Below are 21,126 nucleotides of genomic sequence, written 5' to 3'. Positions count from 1 at the left end.
CTTGAAAGTCGTACACACCATCCAGGAATTGCGCGATCACCTGCGCGGCCAGAATCGCGTGTCCTTCGTGCCCACGATGGGCAACCTGCACGAAGGCCACCTGTCCCTGATGAAGCTGGCGCGCCAGCATGGCGATCCGGTGGTGGCCAGCATCTTCGTGAACCGCCTGCAGTTCGGTCCCAACGAAGACTTCGACCAGTATCCCCGCACGCTCGCCGCCGACATCGAGAAGCTCGAGCGCGAGCGCGACGTCTACGTGCTGTTCGCGCCGAACGAGCGCGAGATGTATCCGGAGCCGCAGAACTTCCGTGTGCAGCCCCCGGACGACCTGGGCGATATCCTGGAAGGCGAGTTCCGCCCCGGCTTCTTCGAAGGCGTCAGCACCGTGGTGCTGAAGCTGTTCTCCTGCGTGCAGCCGCGCGTGGCGGTGTTCGGCAAGAAGGACTACCAGCAGCTGATGGTGGTGCGCAACATGTGCCGCCAATTCCAATTGCCCGTCGAAGTGTTGGCGCACGAGACCGTGCGCGCCGAAGATGGCCTGGCCTTGTCCTCGCGCAACCGTTACCTCAGCGACGCCGACCGCGCCGAGGCGCCTGCGTTGTATGCCGCGTTGCGGCACGCCAACGAGCGCCTGGCCCAGGGCGAACGCGATGCCGCCGCCCTGGAGCGCGAAGCCGTCGAGACCCTGACCCGGCGCGGCTGGCAGGTGGACTACGTGGCTCTGCGCCGCCAACGCGACCTCAAGCGTCCCGAAGCCGCCGACCTGCAGGCCGGCGAACCATTGGTGGCGCTGGCGGCCGCCAAGCTGGGCACGACCCGCCTGATCGACAATCTGGAACTGGCCTACACGGCCTGAGACGGCAAGGCCGCGGGGGTGGCGTCCATGTCCACCCCTGAAAGAACTACCAGCTTACGTGGTGGCGGGAGGCGGGTCAGACTCGGTGCAATCCTACATTGCAAGCGAGCCGCCCCATGCAAGCTCCCCGTCCCGATCTGGAAGCCGTTCTTTCTTCCCTCACTCCCCGCGAACGGCAAATCGTCACCTATGTGGCCGCCGGCCGCCCCAATAAAGTCATCGCCATAGACCTGGGCATTTCGCTGCGCACGGTCGAGGCCCACCGCTCCCGCATCTTCACCAAGCTGCAAGTGCGCAACGCCATGCAACTGGCGTGCCGGCTGTGCGAGCACGGCCGTTCCGGTGCCTCGCCCGTGCCTGGGGCGGCTGGGCCGGACCGCCGGCATGCGCTGGTTTCCATGCCCCCGCCCGGCAGCGTCAGTCCGAGCTATGTGCTGCATGAACCGCCGACGCCAGCGTACAGCCCATGCCTGGCAAGTCCCGCTGCACGCCGTTCCGATCTTGGCGCCGACCCAGACAGCCAGTCTGGGTAGTCCAAAAGCACCGGGCCCGGCGAACGTGATGTTCGTCGGGCCCGGGTAGGAAGCTGCGCAGGCGGCGTACTCAATGGCCGCCGGCGGGCCTCAAGGACACTGGGGCGCGGCCGCCTTGGCCAATTCGTCGATCGGGTCCAGATCAGGCTGGCGGGTCAGGTTGTAGTTCAGGTTGGGCGTCTGGCCGTCAATGGAGCGCACGCGCAGCACGTTGTTGGCAGCCACCACGAATTCCGCGCGGCCATTGCCCTTGCTGTCCATCAGGATGACGCGCGGCGGGCGCTCGTCGGTGGCATCCCAGCAGCCTTGCTCGGTAACCGGCGGGCCTTTCTTGGGATCGTTTTCCAGGTAGGCCACGCGGCCGCGCCAACGGCCATTGGGCGCCAGCGTAAGCGTCACGCGCTGTGCGGTGCACTGCATGGCGGGCGAGAAGCACGGCAGGGTGCCCATGTAGGTCTGCGGCTGCGGCACCAGGCTCTGCACCGCCGGGTTGGGCGCGCTGGCATTTGCCGGGCTGGCGGCGGCCGGCGCGCTTGCGGCGGATGCCGAGGTGGTGTGCTCGGTGTCTGCCGGGACTGCCTGGCCGTCTTCCGTGGTCTGACCGCCGGCGGCGGCCTGGGCGGCCTGATTCTGGTTCTTGCGGGGGGCATCCGGCTTGAGCGCGATCTGCACTTGCGACGGCGCACGGATGACGCTGCGATATCCCGCGCCCGACCCCTGGTACTGGGCGTCGGTCACGGTGCTTTCGGCGGGAGGGTCGTAGTAGCCTTCGGTTTTCTGTTGGGCACAGCCAGCTGCGCCCAATGCGGTGCCTGCGAGCAGCAGCCCCATGACGCTGAGTTTGCGGGAGCGGGTACCGATTTCTACGCGCGCGGTCATGGCAGCTTATCCGTGTGGTGAGTCTGTCTCCGATTTTACGCACTTATGCGAAGATTCGATACGTTCCCCTTAGCCGCACTTGGGCATCCTCAACACTTTATGCACTATTTACGACACGGCCGCCGCCAGCCTGCCCCGCGCACTATCGCCAGCTCCTGGCGTGGCGCCGTCGCGGCCCAGTGCCGCGCGTGCGGATGACGGCGATGCGGCATGTCTTCGATCTGCCTCTGGGCCTGTTCATCGGCCTGGCGGCGCTGGCGGGTTTGTTCGTCGGCAACTGGCTGACGGTGCTGACCCACCGGCTGCCGCGCATGATGGAGCAGGAATGGCAGGCGCACTGCCAGGAAGCCTCGGGCAAGCCGCTTGCGGCGGGGCGCTATGGCCTGTGGTCGCCGGCATCGCACTGCCCCGCCTGCGACACCCCCGTGGCGGGCTGGCGGCGGCTGCCGCTGCTGGGTTGGCTGCTGTTGCGGGGTCGCTGCGGCGCTTGCGGCGTGGCCATCGGGTGGCGCTACCCGGCCATCGAACTGCTGACCTGCGCGCTGTTCGCTGCATGCGCCTGGCGGTTCGGCGCCACGCCGCTGGCGCTGTCCGCCATGGGCTTGTCGGTCATGCTGGTGGCGCTGGCCTGGATCGACTTCGAGTCCACACTGCTGCCCGACGCATTGACCCAGCCGCTGCTCTGGGCCGGGCTGCTGGTCAATCTGTTCGATGCCTATGCCAGCCTGCAGATGGCGGTGGTGGGGGCGGTGGCGGGCTACGTCTTCCTGTGGGTTATCTTTCATGTGTTCCGCCTGCTGACGGGGCGCGAGGGCATGGGCTATGGTGATTTCAAACTGCTCGCCGCGCTGGGCGCATGGTTTGGCGTGGAAGCCCTGCCGACGCTGCTGCTGAGCGCATCGTTGCTGGGCGTGCTGATCGGCGGCGCGCTGACCTTGAGCGGCCGCGCCAGTCGCGGGCAGCCATTGCCCTTTGGTCCCTATCTTGCGCTGGCGGGCGTCGTGACGCTGCTGGTGGGCGGCGAGCACGGCTTGGGGCAGTTTTTGCAATAGGGCGGTTCATGTCCTCCATGGGATGGGCGGTATGTTGAAGATAGGTCTGACGGGCGGCATCGGATCGGGCAAGACCCGGGTGGCGGACATGCTCGCAGAGTGGGGGGCGACGCTGGTCGATACCGACGAGATCGCGCGTGAGCTGACCGCCGCGGGCGGTGCGGCCATGCCTGCGATAGAACGCGAGTTCGGCCCGCGGGCATTGACGCCGGACGGGGCGCTGGACCGCGCGTGGATGCGGGATCAGGCGTTCTCGGATCCGCAGGTGCGCTTGCGGCTGGAGGCCGTGCTGCATCCCGCCATCGGGCAGGAGACCGAGCGCCAGGCCGCGGCTGCGACCGGTGCGTATCTGGTCTTCGTGGTGCCGCTGCTGGTTGAATCGTTGCCGCGTTGGCGCTCGCGCCTGGACCGCATCTGCGTGGTGGATTGCGACCCGGAGACGCAGGTGGCGCGGGTGCGCCAACGCAGCGGGCTGACGGAGCCTGCCATACGGCGTATCATGGCGGCACAGGCTGCGCGGGCAAGCCGTCTGGAAGTCGCCGACGACGTCATCGTCAATGACGCAGGCACTACGCCGGAACAACTGCGCGCGCAGGCGAAGACCCTGCATGACCGCTGGCTGGCGCTGGCGAGCACGACGGGCCGGCAAGCTCCGCGCTAGGCCGGCACCCCTGAATAACATTGGCCCAGCCGGCCAAACACAGATGGGCCTGTAAAGAAGCGTGATCGTTTACGAATACCCCTTCAATGAGCGCATCCGCGCTTATCTGCGGCTGGAATACCTGTTCGACAGGCTGTTCTTCTTTGCCCGCGAGGGGGACTCGCGCCTGCATCAGGTTGCCGTCACCTCCCTGTTCGACTTGCTCGACGCCTGCGAACGCACCGATGTAAAAGGCGCGGTCCTGCAAGACCTGGAACGCCAGCGCATGGCGCTGGTCGGGCTGCGCGATCATCCCGGCGTTGCACAGGATGCGCTTGAAGCCATGCTGCGCGAAATGGAAAAGGTGACCACGGCGCTGGCCGCGCCTGGCAAGACCGGCCAGTCCCTGCGCGAAAACGAATGGCTGACCAGCCTGCGCGGACGCCTGTCGGTGCCGGGCAGCGCCACGCAGGTCGACATGCCGTCGTATTTCGCCTGGCAGAACAAATCCGAGGCCTCCCGCTGCGCCGACCTGCAGGCCTGGGTGGCACCCTTCATTCCTTTGTATGACGGCCTGACCCTGGCCCTGCGCCTGCTGCGCGAATCGGGCCGCAAGTCGGACATCGTGGGCGAGCAGGGCGCCTACCAGCAGATGCTGGGCGGCAAGCAGTTCCAGCTGCTGCGGGTCTGGCTGGACCCGGCCCAGGGCGTATTTCCCGAGATCAGTGCCAATAAGTACATGATCTGGATACGTTTTTCCACCCAGGACGGCGAATTCAAGCCCCAGCAGGTCGCCCGCGACGTCCCCTTCCAGATGACGCTCTGCACCTCATAGCATGGGTGGAGCGCGAGCATCCTCGCGCAACTCCGCCCGTTGTCCGACGCGTGTAACCCACCAAGCAGCGCTTGAATGGGGCAAGGCCGACCAAGCCTGCGGGGCCAGGCGGCCCACTTTGCCTTCCGCCCAGATTCCTGTTGCTCCCAGTTTCAACCAGGGATCGCGGCGCTGGAAACCGGGACGGTCTGGTACACAATACGGCTTTCCTCCGCCCGTGCCGGAACTGTTCCATGCCTGATAGCCGTCCCGTATCTCCGCCCACCCGTTGGACCCGCCGCCGCCTGCTCGGGCTGGCGCTGGTATTGCTCGTTGTGGCGGGCATAGCCTGGCTGGTGCTGCGGCCCGCGGCCAAGCCGGGCGGGGCGGGCGCCCCGGGGGGGCGTCCCGGCGGCCGGCCGCCAGCGGGCGCCATGATGACCCCCGCGGTGCCGGTGCGCATCGCCACGGCCGCCAAGCAGGACATCGATATCTTCCTGAAGTCGCTGGGCACGGTCACCGCCTACAACACCGTTACCGTGCGCAGCCGGGTCAGCGGCGAACTGGTGGAAGTGGCCTTCCAGGAGGGCCAGCAAGTGAAGGCCGGCGACCTGTTGGCGCAGGTGGACCCGCGGGCGTTCCAGGTGGCCCTGGACCAGGCGCGCGGCACGCAGATGCAGAACCTGGCCCAGCTGGAGAACGCCCGGCGCGACCTGCAGCGTTATCAGGCGCTGTACAAGCAGGACTCGATCGCCAAGCAGCAGGTCGACACGCAGGCCGCCCTGGTGCGGCAGTACGAAGGCACCGTCAAGAGCGACCAGGCCAACGTGGACAACGCCCGCCTGCAACTGGAATACGCGCGTATCACCGCGCCCATCAGCGGCCGTTTGGGCTTGCGCCAAGTGGACCGCGGCAATCTGGTGTCCAGCTCGGACACCAACGGACTGGTGGTGATCACCCAGACCCAGCCGATTTCCGTGGTGTTCACGCTGCCCGAGACCCAGCTGCCCGAAGTGCGCGCCGAGATCGCCGCCGGCAAGACGCTGGCGGTGGATGCCTATGACCGCGCCGACACCCGGCGCATCGCCACGGGCCAGCTGGAAACGATGGACAACCAGATCGACGTCACCACCGGCACCCTGAAGCTGAAGGCGCGTTTTGAAAACGCCGACGACGCGCTCTTTCCCAACCAGTTCGTCAACGTGCGCCTGCACGTGCTCACGCGCAAGGACGTGACCGCGATCCCCACCGCCGCCATCCAGCAAGGCTCGGCCGGCGCCTTCGTGTTCCTGGTGCAGCAGGACAACACCGTGCAGGTGCGCCAGCTGAAGCTGGGCGCCGTCAACAACGGCATGGTGGCCGTCAACGAAGGCCTGCAGCCCGGCGACCGGGTGGTCGTCGAAGGCACCGACCGTCTGCGCGCGGGCGCCAAGGTGGAAGTGGTGGGCGGCTCGGACGTGATCCCCGCCACCCGCGACAAGACCCTGGGCGCGGGTGCGCCGGCCGGCACCACGCCGCCGTCGAAGTAAGCCGGGAAACATCGTGAGCCCGTCGCGCCTGTTCATCCTGCGTCCGGTAGCCACCACGCTGTCGATGGTGGCGATCCTGATCGCCGGTTTCATCGCCTACCGGCTGCTGCCCGTTTCGGCCCTGCCGGAAGTGGACTATCCGACGATCCAGGTGGTGACGCTGTACCCCGGCGCCAGTCCCGATGTGATGACTTCGCTGGTGACGTCGCCACTGGAACGGCAGTTCGGACAGATGCCGGGCCTGAACCAGATGTCGTCCACCAGTTCGGGCGGGGCCTCGGTCATCACGCTGCAGTTCAATTTGACGCTGCCCCTGGACGTGGCCGAACAGCAGGTGCAGGCGGCGATCAACGCCGCTTCGAACCTGCTGCCCAGCGACCTGCCGGTGCCGCCGACCTACAACAAGGTGAACCCGGCGGATGCGGCGGTGCTGACGCTGGCGATCACGTCCCCCACCATGCCCTTGCCGCAGGTGCGCGACCTGGTGGATACGCGGGTGGCGCAGAAGCTGTCGCAGATTCCCGGCGTGGGCCTGGTCAGCGTGGCGGGCGGCCAGCGTCCGGCGGTGCGGGTACAGGTCAATCCGCAGGCGCTGGCGGCCAACGGCCTGTCGCTGTCGGACCTGCGCACGGCCATCGTTGGCGCCAACGTCAACCAGCCGAAGGGCAATCTGGACGGACCGCAGCGGTCCACCACCATCAACGCCAACGATCAGCTCAAGACGCCCACCGACTACAACGACCTGATCATCGCGTACAAGAACAATGCGCCGCTGCGCCTGTCCGACGTGGCGCGCGCCGTCGAAGGCGCCGAGGACACGCGCCAGGCGGCCTGGGCCGGCGACAAGCCCGCCATCCTCCTGAACATCCAGCGCCAGCCGGGCGCCAACGTGATCGACGTGGTCAACCGGATCCAGGCGCTGCTGCCCCAGCTGCGCGCCGCCTTGCCCGCGACCCTGGACGTGAGCGTGGTGTCCGACCGCACCCAGACCATCCGCGATTCGGTGGCCGACGTGCAGTTCGAGATGATGCTGGCCGTGGCCCTGGTGGTCATGGTGACCTTCGTGTTCCTGCGCAGCCTGACGGCGACGCTGATCCCCAGCGTGGTGGTGCCGCTGTCTCTGGTGGGTACCTTCGGCATCATGTACCTGGCCGGCTTCTCCATCAACAACCTGACCTTGATGGCGCTGACCATCGCCACCGGCTTCGTGGTGGACGACGCCATCGTCATGATCGAGAACATCGCCCGCCACATCGAGGAAGGCGAGACGCCGCTGCAAGCCGCGCTCAAGGGCGCCTCGCAGATCGGCTTCACGCTGATCTCGCTGACCTTTTCGCTGATCGCCGTGCTGATCCCGCTGCTCTTTATGACCGAAGTGGTGGGGCGGCTGTTCCGCGAGTTCGCCATCACGCTGGCCGTTTCCATCCTGATATCGCTGGTGGTGTCGCTGACGCTGACGCCCATGATGTGCGCGCGCCTCTTGCGCGCCGAATCCGAGCAGAAGCACGGCCGCTTCCATCAGGTTACGGGCGCCTTCATCGACCGCGTGATCGCCGGCTACGACCGCTGGCTGCAGGTCGTGCTGCGGCATCAGCCGCTGACGCTGCTGGTGGCGCTGGCAACCTTCGCGCTGACCGTGTTGCTGTACCTGGTGATCCCCAAGGGCTTCTTCCCGCAGCAGGACACCGGGCTGATCCAGGCCATCACCCAGGCGCCGCAATCGATTTCCTTCCCCGCCATGGCGGAGCGTCAGCGCGAGGCCGCGCGCCTGGTGCTGGAAGATCCCGACGTGCAGGCCGTATCGTCCTTCATCGGCGTGGACGGCAGCAACGCCACGCTCAGCGCCGGACGCATGCAGATCGCGCTCAAGCCGCAAGCCGAGCGCAACGGCGACCTGCGCACGGTGATGGGACGCCTGGAGCAGGCGCTGGCCAAGCAGGATGGCCTGACCGTCTACATGCAGCCGGTGCAGGACCTGACCATCGAGGACCGCGTGAGCCGCACGCAGTACCAGATGACGCTGTCCAATCCCGACCTGAAGGTGTTGAGCGAATGGACGCCCAAGCTGGTGAACCGCCTGCGGCAGGTGCCCGGCCTGAAGGACGTGACCGACGACCTGCAGGACGACGGCCTGCAGACCTGGGTCGAGATCGACCGCGACGCCGCGTCGCGGCTGGGCATCACGGCGGCGGTGATCGACGAGGCGCTCTACAACGCCTTTGGCCAGCGGCTGATTTCCACCATCTTCACGCAATCCAACCAGTACCGCGTGGTGCTGGAGGTCGAACCGCAGTTCCAGGTGACGCCGGCCTCGCTGGGCCAGATCCACGTGCCGACCTCGACCGGCGCGCAGGTGCCGCTGTCATCGGTGGCGCACATCAGCGAGGGCAAGACGGTGCTGGCCGTCAACCGGCTGGACCAGTTCCCCATGGTGACGGTGTCCTTCAACCTGGCGCCGGGCGCTTCCTTGTCGGGCGCGGTGGAGGACATCATTGCGGCCGAGGCCGATATCGGCCTGCCCACCGGCGTCGAGACGCGCTTCCAGGGCGCGGCGCTGGCGTTCCAGAATTCGCTGTCCAGCACCCTGTGGCTGATCCTGGCCGCCATCGTGACGATGTACATCGTGCTGGGCGTGCTGTACGAAAGCTATATCCACCCCATCACCATCCTGTCGACCTTGCCTTCGGCCGGCGTGGGGGCGCTGCTGGCGCTCCTGATCAGCGGCACCGAGCTGGACATGATAGGTATCATCGGCATCATCCTGCTGATCGGCATCGTCAAGAAGAACGCCATCATGATGATCGACTTCGCGCTGGACGCGGAGCGCAAGCGCGGGCTGAGTCCGCGCGCGGCCATCCATGAAGCGGCGCTGCTGCGCTTTCGGCCCATCCTGATGACCACGCTGGCCGCGCTGTTCGGCGCGCTGCCGCTGATGCTGTCGACCGGCACGGGCGCGGAGCTGCGCCAGCCGCTGGGCCTGGTGATGGTGGGCGGGCTGCTGCTGTCGCAGGTGCTGACGCTGTTCACCACGCCGGTCATCTACCTGATGTTCGACCGCATGTCGCGCCGCTGGCGCGGCGTGGACCAGGCGCGGGCGGAGGATGCGTCATGATCCTGTCGGCACCCTTCATCGTCCGGCCGGTGGCGACCACGCTGCTGAGCCTGGCGGTTGTGCTGGCGGGTCTGCTGTCGTTCTTCCTCTTGCCCGTGGCGCCGTTGCCGCAGGTGGATATCCCCACCATTTCGGTGTCGGCCAGCCTGCCGGGCGCCAGTCCGGAAACCATGGCGTCCAGCGTGGCCACGCCGCTGGAGCGTTCGCTGGGCAGCATCGCCGGCGTGACCGAGATGACCTCCAGCAGCTCGCAGGGCTCGACCCGCATCACGCTGCAATTCGATCTGTCGCGCGACATCAATGGCGCGGCCCGCGACGTGCAGGCCGCCATCAACGCGGCGCGCTCGCTCTTGCCGACCGGCTTGCGCAGCAATCCCACGTACCATAAGTCCAATCCGTCCGACGCGCCCATCATGACCCTGGCGTTGACGTCCGACACGCTCAGCCAGGGCCAGCTCTACGACATCGCCTCGACCATCGTGGCGCAGAAGCTGTCGCAGGTGGACGGCGTGGGCGAGGTGACGGTGGGCGGCAGTTCGCTGCCGGCGGTGCGAGTCACCGTGCTGCCGGGCGCGCTGGCCAACCGCGGCGTGTCGCTGGACCAGCTGCGCACCACGCTGGCCAATGCCAACGCCAACCGTCCCAAGGGCGTGCTGGAGAATGACCGCTACCACTGGCAGATCATGGCCAGCGATCAGCTCAGCCGCGCCGAGCAATACCGGCCGCTGATCGTCGCCTGGAAGGACGGCGCGCCGGTGCGCGTGTCCGACGTGGCCCGCGTGGAAGACTCGGTCGAAGACCTGTACCAGACCGGTTTCTTCAATGAACGCAAGGCCATCCTGATGATCGTGCGGCGCCAGGCCGACGCCAACATCATCGAAACCGTGGACGCGGTGCGCGCCCAGCTGCCCATCCTGCAGGCACTGATGCCGGCGGACGCGCACATGACGGTGGCGCAGGACCGCACGCCCAGCATCCGCGCCTCGCTGCACGAGGCCGAGCTCACCCTGATCATCGCGGTGGGCCTGGTGGTGCTGGTGGTGCTGCTGTTCCTGCGGCGCTGGCGCGCGGCCATCATTCCCAGCGTGGCGGTGCCGGTGTCGCTGATCGGCACCTTCTGCATCATGTACCTCAGCGGCTTCACGCTGAACACCATTTCGCTGATGGCGCTGATCGTGGCGACCGGCTTCGTGGTGGATGACGCCATCGTGGTGCTGGAGAACATCATGCGCCACGTGGAACGGGGCATGTCGCCCATGCGTGCGGCGCTGCGCGGTTCGCGCGAAGTGGGCTTCACGGTGTTGTCAATGAGCCTGTCGCTGGTGGCGGTGTTCATCCCCATCCTGCTGATGGGCGGCGTGGTCGGGCGGCTGTTCCGCGAGTTCGCGGTGACGCTGTCGGCCGCCATCATGGTGTCGCTGGTGGTGTCGCTGACCTTGACGCCCATGATGTGTGCGCGCCTGTTGCGTCAGGAAGCCCCGGAAGAGAAGCCGCCGGGCCGGCTCGCGCGCTGGTCGGAGCGTGGCTTCGACGCCATGCTGGACGGCTACCGCCGCAGCCTGCGCTGGGCGCTGACGCACAGCCGCCTGATGATGCTGATCCTGGCGGTGGCCGTGGGCCTGAACGTCTATCTGTACACCGTGGTGCCCAAGGGTTTCTTCCCACAGCAGGACACGGGCCAGCTGCTGGGCTTTTTCCGGGTCGACCAGGGCACCTCGTTCCAGGCCACGCTGCCCAAGCTGGAAGCGCTGCGCAAGGTGGTGCTGGCGGATCCGGCCGTGCAGAGCATGACGGGTTACGCGGGCGGACGCGGCGGCAGCAACAGCAGCTTCATGCAGATCCAGTTAAAGCCCCTGGAAGAGCGCAAGGTCTCGGCGGACGTGGTCATCAACCGGCTGCGCGGCAAGCTGCAGAACATGCCCGGCGCGCGCATGTTCCTGGTGTCGCAGCAGGACATACGCATCGGCGGGCGCCAGAGCCAGGGCTCTTACGACTACACGCTGATGGCGGGCGACCTGCAATTGCTGCGCACCTGGATGCCCAAGGTGCAGCAGGCCATGGCGCAGATCCCCGAGATCACCGACGTGGACACCGACGTCGAGGACAAGGGCCGCCAGATCAATCTGGTGATCGACCGCGAGGCCGCGACCCGCCTGGGCGTCAGCATGTCCACCATTTCCACGGTGCTGAACAACTCCTTCAGCCAGCGCCAGGTGTCGGTGATGTACGGGCCGTTGAACCAGTACCACGTGGTGCTGGGCGTGGACCCGAAGTTCGCGCAGGACATCGAATCGCTCAGGCAGGTCGAAGTCATCACCACGGCCGGCGCGCGCGTGCCGCTGTCGGCCTTCACCCGCCTGGAAAACGCCAACGCGCCGCTCAGCGTGCAGCACCAGGGGCTGTTCGTGGCCGATACCATCTCGTTCAGCCTGGCGCCCGGCGTGTCGCTGGGCCAGGCCACCAGCGCCATCGATGCGGCGGTGGCGCGCATCGGCCTGCCGTCGGACCAGATCCAGGCCGGCTTCCAGGGCACCGCCGCGGCCCTGCAGCAGACGCTGGCGCAGCAGCCCTGGCTGATCCTGGCGGCGCTGGTCACCATGTACATCGTGCTGGGCATCCTGTATGAAAGCTTCGTGCATCCCCTGACCATCCTGTCGACCCTGCCGTCGGCCGGTTTGGGCGCGCTGCTGGCACTGCTGCTGGTGCGCTATGACTTCACGCTGATTGCGCTGATCGGGGTGTTCCTGCTGATCGGCATCGTCAAGAAGAACGCCATCATGATGGTGGACTTCGCCCTGGACGCCGAGCGCACCCAGGGGATGAATCCGCGCGAGGCCATTTTCCAGGCGTGCCTGACGCGCTTTCGCCCCATCATGATGACAACCATGGCCGCCATCTTCGGCGCGCTGCCGCTGGTGCTCGCCACCGGCGCCGGGGTGGAAATGCGCCAGCCGCTGGGCATTACCATCGTCGGCGGCCTGGTCCTGAGCCAGATCCTCACGCTGTACACCACGCCCGTGGTCTATCTTTACCTGGACCGCTTCCGTCTCTGGGCCGCGCGCAAGCGCGCTTCCAGGAACGGGTCCTCCGCTTCCATAGAACCCACATGATGCGCAACGCCAAGTCTGTTCCCAACCTGTTCTTTCCCCGCAGCATCGCCGCGGCCGCGCTGTGCGCGCTGCTGGGCGCTTGCGCGGTCGGCCCCGATTACCAGCGCCCGGCGCTGGACGTGGGCACGGCCTACAAGGAAGGGCAGGACCAGGTCGAAGGCTGGAAGCCCGCCCGGCCGCTGGACCAGGCCGAGCGCGGCGCATGGTGGCAGGTCTACGACGATGCGACCTTGAACGGCCTGGTGGAGCGCCTGAACGCGTCCAACCAGACCGTGGCCCAGGCCGAGGCCAACTACCGGCAGGCGCTGGGCCTGGTGCGCGGCGCGCGCGCCGGCTTCTTCCCCACGGTGGGCGCGGGCGCGGGCATGACGCGCTCGGGCAGCGGCGGCGGGCAGAATGGCTCTTCGACTTCGTCCGGCAGCAATGTTTCGAACCAGTATTCACTGACCGGCAGCGTCAGCTGGGAAGTGGACCTGTGGGGCCGCGTGCGGCGCAGCGTGGAATCCTCGGAGGCCAGCGCCGCGGCCAGCCTGGCCGACCTGGGCGCCACGCGCCTGAGCGCGCAGGCCGCGCTGGTGCAGGCCTATCTGCAATTGCGCGTGCTGGATGAACAGAAACGCCTGCTGGACGCCACCGTGGCGGCCTATGAAAAATCCCTGCAGCTGACGCAGAACCGCTACGCCGTGGGCGTGGCGGGGCAGGCCGACGTGGCCGTGGCGCGCACGCAGGTGGAAAGCACGCGCGCGCAATCCATCGACCTGGATTGGCAGCGCGGCCAGCTCGAACACGCCATCGCCGTACTGATGGGCCAGGCGCCGTCGCAATTCAGCCTGCCGCCCACGGTGTTCGCGCTGCAACTGCCGCAGATCCCGGTGGGCCTGCCGTCCGAGCTGCTGGAACGCCGTCCTGACGTGGCGGCGGCCGAACGCCGCGCCGCCGCTGCCAATGCGCAGATCGGCGTGGCGCAGGCCGCGTGGTTCCCCAGCCTGACGCTGTCGGCCGATGGCGGTTTTCGCAACGGCCAGTTCGCGGAACTGTTGACGGCGCCGGCGCGTTTCTGGTCGCTGGGACCGGCGCTGGCGCTGACGATATTCGATGGCGGCGCGCGCGAGGCGCAGGTGGAACAGGCGCGCGCGTCCTATGACGCGCAAGCGGCCGCCTACCGTCAGACGGCGCTGACCGGATTGCGCGAGGTCGAGGACTACCTGATCCAGTTGCGCGTCATGGAGAACGAACAGGTGGTGCAGCGCCGCGCGCTCGAAGCGGCGCGTGAATCGCTGCGCCTGACGCAGAACCAGTACAAGGCGGGTCTGGTCGATTACCTGAGCGTGGCGGTGGTGGACGCCACCGCGCTCAACAGCGAACGCAATGCGCTGAGCCTGCTGGGCAATCGCTTCGCGGCCAGCGTCAATCTGATCGTGGCGCTGGGCGGCGGATGGGAAGGACTGCCTGCCGCGGGGGCGCAAGCGCGCGTGGACAATCCCGTCGCGCCTGCGGCGGCTCCCGCGCAGCCCTGAGGTCGGGCCGCGCGGATGCGGAATGGAGCGCTGGCGCGGTCAATGCCAGCGTTTCACCCGCGCGGCAGGAAGGCGATGACCAGCCAGGCCGCCGCGGCGGGTACCGCGAACACCAGCAGCAGGATGGGCAGTTCTTCGCGCACCGTGTAGCCGGCGCGCGTGACGCCGACCCACATGTTGACGATAGCCATCAGCAGCCACGCGGGCAGGAACAGTTTGGCCGCGGCGATCGAGCCTGCGGCGTCGCCGCCCCATTGCTTGCCGAACAGCGCGAACACGGCCAGCAGCAGCAGGCCTCCGACGATGGTCAACAGTACGTGCATGGCGCCGCTCCTATTTGGTGGTGTAGCCGCCGTTGATCAGCACCGTCTGGCCGGTGATCCACCAGCCGTCCGACACCAGGAAGCGGATGAAGGGCACCACGTCCTCGATATCGGTCAGCCCGGTTTTCGAGAACGGCGACAAGGCGGCCGCGGTCTTATGGTACGCCACCGCGTCGGCGCCTTCGGCCGGATAGAAGAACGGCGTGTCCATGGGACCGGGCCCTACCGCCGTCACGGAAATGCCGCGTGCGCCGTACTCCTTGGACGCGGCGCGGGTGTAGTGCTCCACCGGCGCCTTGGTGCCGGCGTAGGCCGCGTAAAAGGGCGTGTAGGCGCCCAGCAGCGAGGTCACCAGCGTGCAGATCTTGCCGTTGTCATTGACGTGGCGGCCGGCTTCCTTCAGGAAGAAGAAGGCGGACTTCGAGTTCACCGCAGCCATCTCGTCGTATTCCGCTTCCGTGATTTCGGTGAAGGGCTTCTTCAGCACTTTGCCGACGGTATTGATCGCAATGTCCGGCCGGCCTACCTCGGCCACCGCGTCGGCGAACAACTTTTCCATTGCGCCGGCCGAACTCAGGTCGGCCTGCAAGGCGACGGCCTGCGCGCCGGCGGCCTTGACGGCGGCGACCGTCGCGTCGGCGTCGGCCTTGGTGGCCGCGCTGTTGTAATGCACCGCCACCGCGCGCGCGCCTTGCTGCGCCAGGTCCCGCGCGATCAAGCCGCCCAGGTTCTTCGCGCCGCCCGCGATGATGACGGTTTTGCCTTTGATTCCGTGGTCTGCCATGGTCCTCTCCGCTATCGGGCTGCCGAATGCGAGCCCTTGTGCCGACGATGATATATTCCAAAAAATCCGCACAAAACTGATATTTCTGGTATCTCTATCCAGAAATCACGAACAGTGAGGCCAGGCCTCGCAGGAGCCATCCGCCCCATGGACCGCATAGATCTGTTCCGGGTTTACGCCCGCGTCGTCGAATGCGCGAACTTCTCGCGCGCGGCGGACACGCTGGGCCTGCCGCGCTCCACGGTGTCTGCCGCCGTGCAGGAATTGGAGGGCCGGCTGGGCGCGCGGCTGCTGAACCGCACCACGCGGCAGGTGGCGCCCACGCAGGAAGGCGCGGCCTTCTATGAGCGCTGTCTGCGCCTGGTGGCCGACATGGAAGAGGCCGAGAACCTCTTTCGCCACAGTTCGGTGGGTCCCAGCGGCATGCTGCGCGTGGACGTGCCCGGACGTGTGGGCCGCCTCATCGTGGCGCCAGCGTTGCCGTCTTTTCTGGAGGCCTATCCGCAGATCGACGTCACGCTGGGCGTGACGGACCGTGCCGTGAACCTGATCGAAGAGGGCGTGGATTGCGTGTTGCGAGTCGGCGTGTTGCCGGATTCGGGCCTGGTGGCGCGGCCGATAGGCATGCTGGGCTTGATCAACGTCGCCAGCCCGGCCTACCTGGCGCGCCATGGCGTGCCGTTGACGCCGGACGATCTGGCGGCGGGGCATGCTTGCGTGAACTACGCTTCGCCATCCACCGGCCGGCTTGCGCCCTGGGAATGGCTGGATGGCGGCGTGTCCCGGACCGCGCCTCTGCGTGGGCGGGTCACGGTCAATAGCGCCGAAGCCTATATTGCCAGCTGCGTCGCGGGTCTGGGTCTGATCCAGATTCCGGCCTACGACGTGCAGCCGCAGATCGCCGCGGGCGAGCTGGTCGAAGTCATGCCCGACCACCGCCCCGCGCCCATGCCGATGACGCTGCTTTATCCGCAGCGGCGATCTCCATCGCGGCGGGTGCAGGTGTTCGCGGACTGGCTGGAGGCGCTGCTGCGGCCGGCTTGCGGACTGGGTGGAACGCAAAAAAAGGCCGGCCCGTCTTGCTGAGGGGCCGGCCTTGGTGGCCTGGGATCTACAACCGTCGGTCTACAACTGGATCGCAGAAAGATCCGGACGCCGCAGGTGCCAGTCGGTGGCCGCCTGGAATGCCATGCCGATGCGGCCCAGCGCGTCTTCGCCATTGGGCTTGCCCAGCAGCTGCACGCCGATGGGCATGCCGTCCGCGGCAAAGCCGGCGGGCAGCGCCAGGCCCGAGGCGTTGACGTAATTGCCGGGACGGGTGAAGGCGGCCAGCGGCGTGGCGGCCTCGTCCACGTCTTCCAGCGGGCAGGCGGCAAACGGCAGGCAGGGCGCGAGGACGGCGTCGTAGTCGCGCATCCAGTCCTGCCAGGCCGCGCAGGCGCGGGCGTGGGCTTGCAGCGCCAGCACGTAGTCGGCGGCGCTGGTCTGCTTGCCGCCCAGCACGCGGGCGCGCACGTAGCGGCCCAGCGGCAGGCTGTCGTCCTCGATGTAGTCGCGGTGCTGGGCGTAGGCTTCGGCCGCGATGATCAGGCCGTTGCGCAGCATCATGTCGTGGAAATCGAAGGGGAAGGGGGCTTCCACGCATTCCGCGCCCAGGTCGGTCAGCGCGCGCCGCGTGTCGTCCAGCGCGCCTTGCACCGCCGCGTCGATGGCGATCGGGTACTGCGCCTGCGGCATGACGGCGATGCGCGTGCCGGCCAGCGGCTTGGCGCCCGCGCGCAGATCGCGGTAGCGGTAGGCGGGTATGCCTCGCGTCACGGGATCGCGCGGGTCGGGTCCGGACATGGCTGCGGTCAGCAGTAGCGAGTCGCGGGTGTCGCGGGTCAGCGGGCCGATGGAATCCAGTGTGTGGGACAGCGCCACCGCGCCGTACAGGCTGATGAGGCCGCGCGTGGTTTTCAGGCCGGTGATGCCGTTGAGCGCGGCGGGAATGCGTACCGAGCCGCCTGTGTCCGAACCCAGCGCGGCGGGCGCCAGGCCCGCGGCCACCGCCACGCCCGAGCCGCTGGACGAACCGCCGGGAATGCGGGCGCGCACCAGGTCCCAGGGGTTGCGCGGCGTGCCCATGACGGGGTTGGTGCCCCAGCCGCCGAAGGCGAATTCGACCATGTGGGTCTTGCCCAGCACCACCATGCCGGCGTCGATCAGGCGGGTCACGGCGGTGGCGGTGGTGGCGCTGCGGCGCTCGCGCCAGGCTTGCGAGCCGGCGGTGGTGACCTGGCCTTCGATATCGCACAGATCCTTGACCGCGACGGGCAGGCCGTCCAGCGGACCGAGCAGGCCATAGCCGGCGCGGCGGCGCGCGTCGGCGGCTTCGGCCAGGCGCAGCGCGCCCTCGCGGTCGACGCTGACGTAGGCGCCCAGCGCCGGGTTGGCGCGGTCGATGCGGTCCAGGTAATGCCGCGCCAGCTCCACCGAACTGTAGCGGCCTTCGGCCAGGCCCTGCGCAAGTTCGCCGAGCGTGGCAAATGCAATGTCAGACATGTTTTCCTCGGGTGATGTCAGCGCGGCGCGCGGGCTGCCGCGCGCCGCCTTCCTGCTTGCGCGATCAGCGCTTGTTCCAGTCGGGGGCGGGGTAGACGGGTTTTTGCGTGGCCACGTCGGCCGGCCAGACCGGGACCATGCCCTTGCCCGGCAGCAGCTGCACCACGGGGAAGGGCATCAAGAGCTGCTTGCCCGTCTCGTCGATGGCGTAGGGGCCGGCCATGACGGTGAGCTTGCCCGACAGGTCCAGCGATGCCTTCTTCAGCGCGGCGGCGTCGGTGCTGCCGGCTTGCTTGACGATCTCCTCGGTCAGCGCGCCCGCGCCATAGGCCAGAGCAGTCTGGAAATCGGGCGGGAACTCGGCCTTGGGGAAGCGCTGGTCATAGGCGGCGGCGAACTGCTCGCGCGTCAGGCCGGCGTTGACCTTCCAGTTGATCGCGGGGTGGTAGTTGGTGTGGCTGTAGATGTAGTTGGAGTCCGCGCCGATGGCCTGGAATTGCGGGGTCGACGCATACACCATGAAGACATACGGGAAGTTGATATCCAGCTGCTTCATCTGGCGCGTCATGCTGATCAGATCGCCCTCGTAGGAGGTCGGCACCAGCGCCTCGGCTCCGGCCGCACGGGCCTTCTGCAGGATCGTGCTGAAGTCCTTCTGGCCCTTGGGGTACTTCTCGAACAGCACCACTTCCATGCCGTTCTTGGCGGCCTGCTCCTTGCCGCCTTCGGCCAGGCCCGCCGGGAACGGTTCGTCCGAATACAGCAGCGCGACCTTCTTCACGCCCTGCTTGGCGGCCAGTTCCATGTTCGCGCGCAGCATCGCCGACACCGGCATCTGCGTACCCGACACCATGTTCTTGAAGCCTTGCTTGTACAGGTCGTCGCTGGCGGCGGACCAGACCATCATGTACTTGCCCAGGCGTTCGGTCACCGTGGCGGCCGCGGCGGTCAGGGTGGAGCCGAAGGGCGCGAACACCAGATCCACTTTTTCATCGACAATCAGGCGTTCGTAAACGCGGGTCACCATCTGCTTGTCGCTGCGGTCGTCCAGCTTGACCAGCTCGACGGGGTATTTCTTGCCTTTGACTTCGATGCCGCCGCGGCGGTTGACGTCGTCGACCCACAGTTCGACGCCGCGCACGCCCGACTGCGAGGCGAGCGCGAAACTGCCGGTCGACGATACGGTCATGCCGACGCGGATCTTGTCCGAGGTCTGGGCGGCCCCCAGGGCAGGGGTCAGGGCGGCGACGGCGAGGGCCAGCGCCGGTATGCGGGACAGCCAGGGTCTAGCGTGCATGGGAGGTCTCCTATCGTTTTTGGTATGCGGCCCCGCGTTCCGTGGCGGACCATCGGACACAGGCCATATGTTGAGCAATGTTTGCTCAACATGCGAGATAGCGTATAACAAATAGGCATGGAGCGCACGCCTTGAATAAATTGAATTACCGACAGACCGAAATGTTGTGGGCCATCGTCATGGCCGGGTCCATCAGCGGCGCCGCGCGGCTGCTGAATATTTCCCAGCCGGCGGTCAGCCGGATGCTGGCGCATACGGAAAAAGCCATGGGGGTGACGCTCTTCGAGCGGGTTCGCGGCAAGCTCAGGCCGACCTCGCAAGTGCAGAGCCTGTTTGAGGAAATCGAGAAAACGCAGCGCATGATGCAGCGCGTCAACGATCTGGCCGACGCGCTGGCGGAGCACGGCACGGGGGTGCTGCGGTTGGCGTCGATTCCCAGCCTGGCTCAGTTCCTGGTGCCGCGCGCCGTGGCGCGTTTCCAGCAGCGCCATCCCGAGCTGCTGTTGCGCCTGAACACGACGGCGCTGCCCACGCTGATCACCGACGTGTTGCAGGGCGAGGCCGAGCTGGGCTTGGTGGTGATGCAGGCAGACCACCCTTTCCTGACGTCCCAGCCGTTGCATGTGGGGAAGATGGTGGCCGCCATACCCAAGGCGCATCCGCTGGCAGCTCGTGCCGAGGTGAGCCTGGCCGATCTGTCGCCGCATCCGCACATCGTGGTGGGCACGCGCATGCCCTTTGGCATGCTGGTGCTGGGCGCCTTCGAGCAGGCGGGCCTGCCGTGCCGCATGTGCGCCGACGTGCCATGGAGCCAGCTGGCCTGCGCCCTGGTGAATGCCGGGGTAGGCATTGCCATCGTGGATGAGTTCACGGTCATGCAGAACACCATGCCGGACGTGGTCATCGTGCCGCTGGCCGAGCGCATTCCCCTGAATATCTCGGCCGTCTATGCAAGCAACCGCGAGCCCTCGGCCATCGCCCTGGAGTTCATCAAGGAGCTGCGCGGGGTGCTTGTCGAGGCCTTTCCTGCCGAAAATAAGGGTTAGTCCTTAACTTGCAGTTATGGTTTGAACTGTTCATAATCGCCTCCAAATAAAGCGGCCGTCCAACCCGGAAACGGCCCGGAGGAAGACATATGAGCAGCAGTCCCGTCCTGGCGGCGGGCGCCGCCTCGCATCGCGCGCAGGATCAGCGCGCAGTGCGGTTGCGCACCCGCATCGCCATCATCGTCTTTGCCGGCCTGGCCGCGGGCCTGGCTCTGATTCCGATGGCCACGTCGAACATCTCGTTCGCGTTCTACCTGATGTTGTGGATCACCATGGCCAGCGCCATGAACATCTGCGTCGGCTTCACCGGCTATCTGCCGTTCGGCTACGTGGTGTTCTACGGCGTGGGTTCGTACGCCACCGGCATTTGCTACAAGATCCTGGGCTGGCCCATCCTGCCGTCGCTGCTGGCGGCGGGCGGCGTGGGCGTGGCGATCGCGCTGCTGCTGGCGCCCACGCTGCGCTTGCGCGGGGTGTACTTCGGCATCGTGAGTCTGGCGCTGGCCACCATCGTCAAGCTGATCATCTCCAACCTGCCGCAGTCCTTCACCGGCGGCAGCATGGGCATCATCCTGTCCAATGCCAACAACCCCACGCATAGCTACTACGCCATGCTGGCGGTGATGGGCGCCACCCTTGCCACCGTCACCTGGCTGTCGGTGTCCAGCCTGGGCCGCGCGCTCAAGGCCATTCGCGACGACGACGGCGCGGCCGCCTGCGTCGGCATCCACGTGCCCAACACCCGCCTCAAGGCCTGGCTGCTGGCCGCGCTGTTCCCGGCGCTGGCTGGCGGCATCGAGGCCTGGTACACGAACGTGGTGGATCCGGAGTACGCCTTCCACGTGCTGATCACCGCCAAGAGCATCATCTACGCGATGGCGGGCGGCTTCGGCACCATCCTCGGACCAGTCGTCGGCACGCTGGCGCTACTGGGCATCGACCACATGATCTGGCAGAAATTCCCGGTGGTGAACCTGCTGCTGCTGGGCCTGATCATCGTGCTGCTGATGCTGTTCCTGCCGCGCGGCATCGTCGGCAGCCTGATCAAACGCAAGCCGCAACTGCGCCGCTACATCGCCTGAGGAACCGC

General features: G+C 67.2%; 17 protein-coding genes. 12 read left to right on the top strand and 5 right to left on the bottom strand.

Annotated features, from left to right (window positions below; genetic code table 11):
* The first annotated feature begins 1 nt into the window (after position 1).
* Both panC and HV793_RS31230 read left to right on the top strand, forming a co-directional pair.
* Positions 2 to 856, top strand: a complete 855-nt coding sequence (gene panC, locus HV793_RS04440; protein WP_054459288.1) for a pantoate--beta-alanine ligase — start codon at positions 2 to 4, stop codon at positions 854 to 856.
* Positions 857 to 972: 116 nt separating this feature from the next.
* Positions 973 to 1,389 (top strand): response regulator transcription factor, encoded by a 417-nt coding sequence (locus HV793_RS31230; RefSeq protein WP_175212744.1) that lies wholly within the window; start codon positions 973 to 975, stop codon positions 1,387 to 1,389.
* Between the two features lie 90 nt (positions 1,390 to 1,479).
* Here HV793_RS31230 and HV793_RS04430 read toward each other — a convergent pair whose 3' ends face one another.
* Positions 1,480 to 2,268, bottom strand: a complete 789-nt coding sequence (locus tag HV793_RS04430; RefSeq protein ID WP_175212743.1) for a copper resistance protein NlpE N-terminal domain-containing protein — start codon at positions 2,266 to 2,268, stop codon at positions 1,480 to 1,482.
* Positions 2,269 to 2,471: 203 nt separating this feature from the next.
* Here HV793_RS04430 and HV793_RS04425 point away from each other — a divergent pair, with 203 nt between their 5' ends.
* The 7 genes from HV793_RS04425 (at position 2,472) to HV793_RS04395 (ending at position 14,042) form a co-directional block, all read left to right on the top strand.
* Entirely contained in the window at positions 2,472 to 3,320 is an 849-nt protein-coding gene (locus tag HV793_RS04425; RefSeq protein WP_175212742.1) for a prepilin peptidase, read from the top strand.
* Between the two features lie 31 nt (positions 3,321 to 3,351).
* The gene (coaE, locus tag HV793_RS04420) at positions 3,352 to 3,981 is read left to right on the top strand and encodes a dephospho-CoA kinase (RefSeq protein WP_125472749.1); all 630 of its coding nucleotides are present in this window, start codon (positions 3,352 to 3,354) and stop codon (positions 3,979 to 3,981) included.
* A gap of 61 nt (positions 3,982 to 4,042) precedes the next feature.
* A complete protein-coding gene (zapD, locus tag HV793_RS04415; RefSeq protein WP_175212741.1) occupies positions 4,043 to 4,795 on the top strand; it encodes a cell division protein ZapD in 753 nt (250 codons plus the stop codon).
* 233 nt (positions 4,796 to 5,028) lie between these two features.
* Entirely contained in the window at positions 5,029 to 6,303 is a 1,275-nt protein-coding gene (locus HV793_RS04410; RefSeq protein ID WP_054459279.1) for an MdtA/MuxA family multidrug efflux RND transporter periplasmic adaptor subunit, read from the top strand.
* A gap of 13 nt (positions 6,304 to 6,316) precedes the next feature.
* On the top strand, positions 6,317 to 9,415 hold the full coding sequence (locus tag HV793_RS04405) for an MdtB/MuxB family multidrug efflux RND transporter permease subunit (protein ID WP_175212740.1): 3,099 nt from the start codon (positions 6,317 to 6,319) through the stop codon (positions 9,413 to 9,415).
* Positions 9,412 to 12,525: a multidrug efflux RND transporter permease subunit gene (locus tag HV793_RS04400; protein WP_054459275.1), complete on the top strand. Its 3,114-nt coding sequence runs from the start codon at positions 9,412 to 9,414 to the stop codon at positions 12,523 to 12,525. Before HV793_RS04405 ends, HV793_RS04400 begins: the two co-directional genes overlap by 4 nt.
* Positions 12,522 to 14,042 (top strand): efflux transporter outer membrane subunit, encoded by a 1,521-nt coding sequence (locus HV793_RS04395; RefSeq protein WP_054459273.1) that lies wholly within the window; start codon positions 12,522 to 12,524, stop codon positions 14,040 to 14,042. The genes HV793_RS04400 and HV793_RS04395 overlap by 4 nt, the downstream gene beginning before the upstream one ends.
* 53 nt (positions 14,043 to 14,095) lie before the next feature.
* On the opposite strand, the gene HV793_RS04390 is transcribed toward HV793_RS04395, so the two are convergent.
* Positions 14,096 to 14,365 (bottom strand): hypothetical protein, encoded by a 270-nt coding sequence (locus HV793_RS04390; protein WP_054459270.1) that lies wholly within the window; start codon positions 14,363 to 14,365, stop codon positions 14,096 to 14,098.
* Positions 14,366 to 14,375: 10 nt separating this feature from the next.
* On the bottom strand, positions 14,376 to 15,149 hold the full coding sequence (locus tag HV793_RS04385) for an SDR family oxidoreductase (protein WP_119451851.1): 774 nt from the start codon (positions 15,147 to 15,149) through the stop codon (positions 14,376 to 14,378).
* 147 nt (positions 15,150 to 15,296) lie between these two features.
* Here HV793_RS04385 and HV793_RS04380 point away from each other — a divergent pair, with 147 nt between their 5' ends.
* Positions 15,297 to 16,235, top strand: coding sequence for a LysR family transcriptional regulator (locus tag HV793_RS04380; RefSeq protein ID WP_175212739.1), 939 nt, complete (start codon positions 15,297 to 15,299; stop codon positions 16,233 to 16,235).
* Between the two features lie 39 nt (positions 16,236 to 16,274).
* On the opposite strand, the gene HV793_RS04375 is transcribed toward HV793_RS04380, so the two are convergent.
* Complete coding sequence (locus HV793_RS04375; RefSeq protein WP_175212738.1) at positions 16,275 to 17,693, bottom strand: amidase; 1,419 nt, start codon at positions 17,691 to 17,693, stop codon at positions 16,275 to 16,277.
* Positions 17,694 to 17,757: 64 nt separating this feature from the next.
* Positions 17,758 to 18,990 (bottom strand): amino acid ABC transporter substrate-binding protein, encoded by a 1,233-nt coding sequence (locus HV793_RS04370; protein ID WP_054459264.1) that lies wholly within the window; start codon positions 18,988 to 18,990, stop codon positions 17,758 to 17,760.
* A 161-nt stretch (positions 18,991 to 19,151) separates the two neighbouring features.
* Between HV793_RS04370 and HV793_RS04365 the strand changes: the two genes are divergently transcribed.
* Together HV793_RS04365 and HV793_RS04360 are read left to right on the top strand one after the other, a co-directional pair.
* On the top strand, positions 19,152 to 20,036 hold the full coding sequence (locus HV793_RS04365) for a LysR family transcriptional regulator (RefSeq protein WP_054459262.1): 885 nt from the start codon (positions 19,152 to 19,154) through the stop codon (positions 20,034 to 20,036).
* An 89-nt stretch (positions 20,037 to 20,125) separates the two neighbouring features.
* Positions 20,126 to 21,118 (top strand): branched-chain amino acid ABC transporter permease, encoded by a 993-nt coding sequence (locus HV793_RS04360; protein WP_175180458.1) that lies wholly within the window; start codon positions 20,126 to 20,128, stop codon positions 21,116 to 21,118.
* Positions 21,119 to 21,126: the final 8 nt, after the last annotated feature.

Source organism: Achromobacter aegrifaciens (assembly GCF_902859965.1).
Classification (GTDB): domain Bacteria; phylum Pseudomonadota; class Gammaproteobacteria; order Burkholderiales; family Burkholderiaceae_B; genus Achromobacter; species Achromobacter aegrifaciens.
Note: the sequence above shows the minus strand (reverse complement) of the source record. Positions and strands in the feature narration are given on the sequence as shown.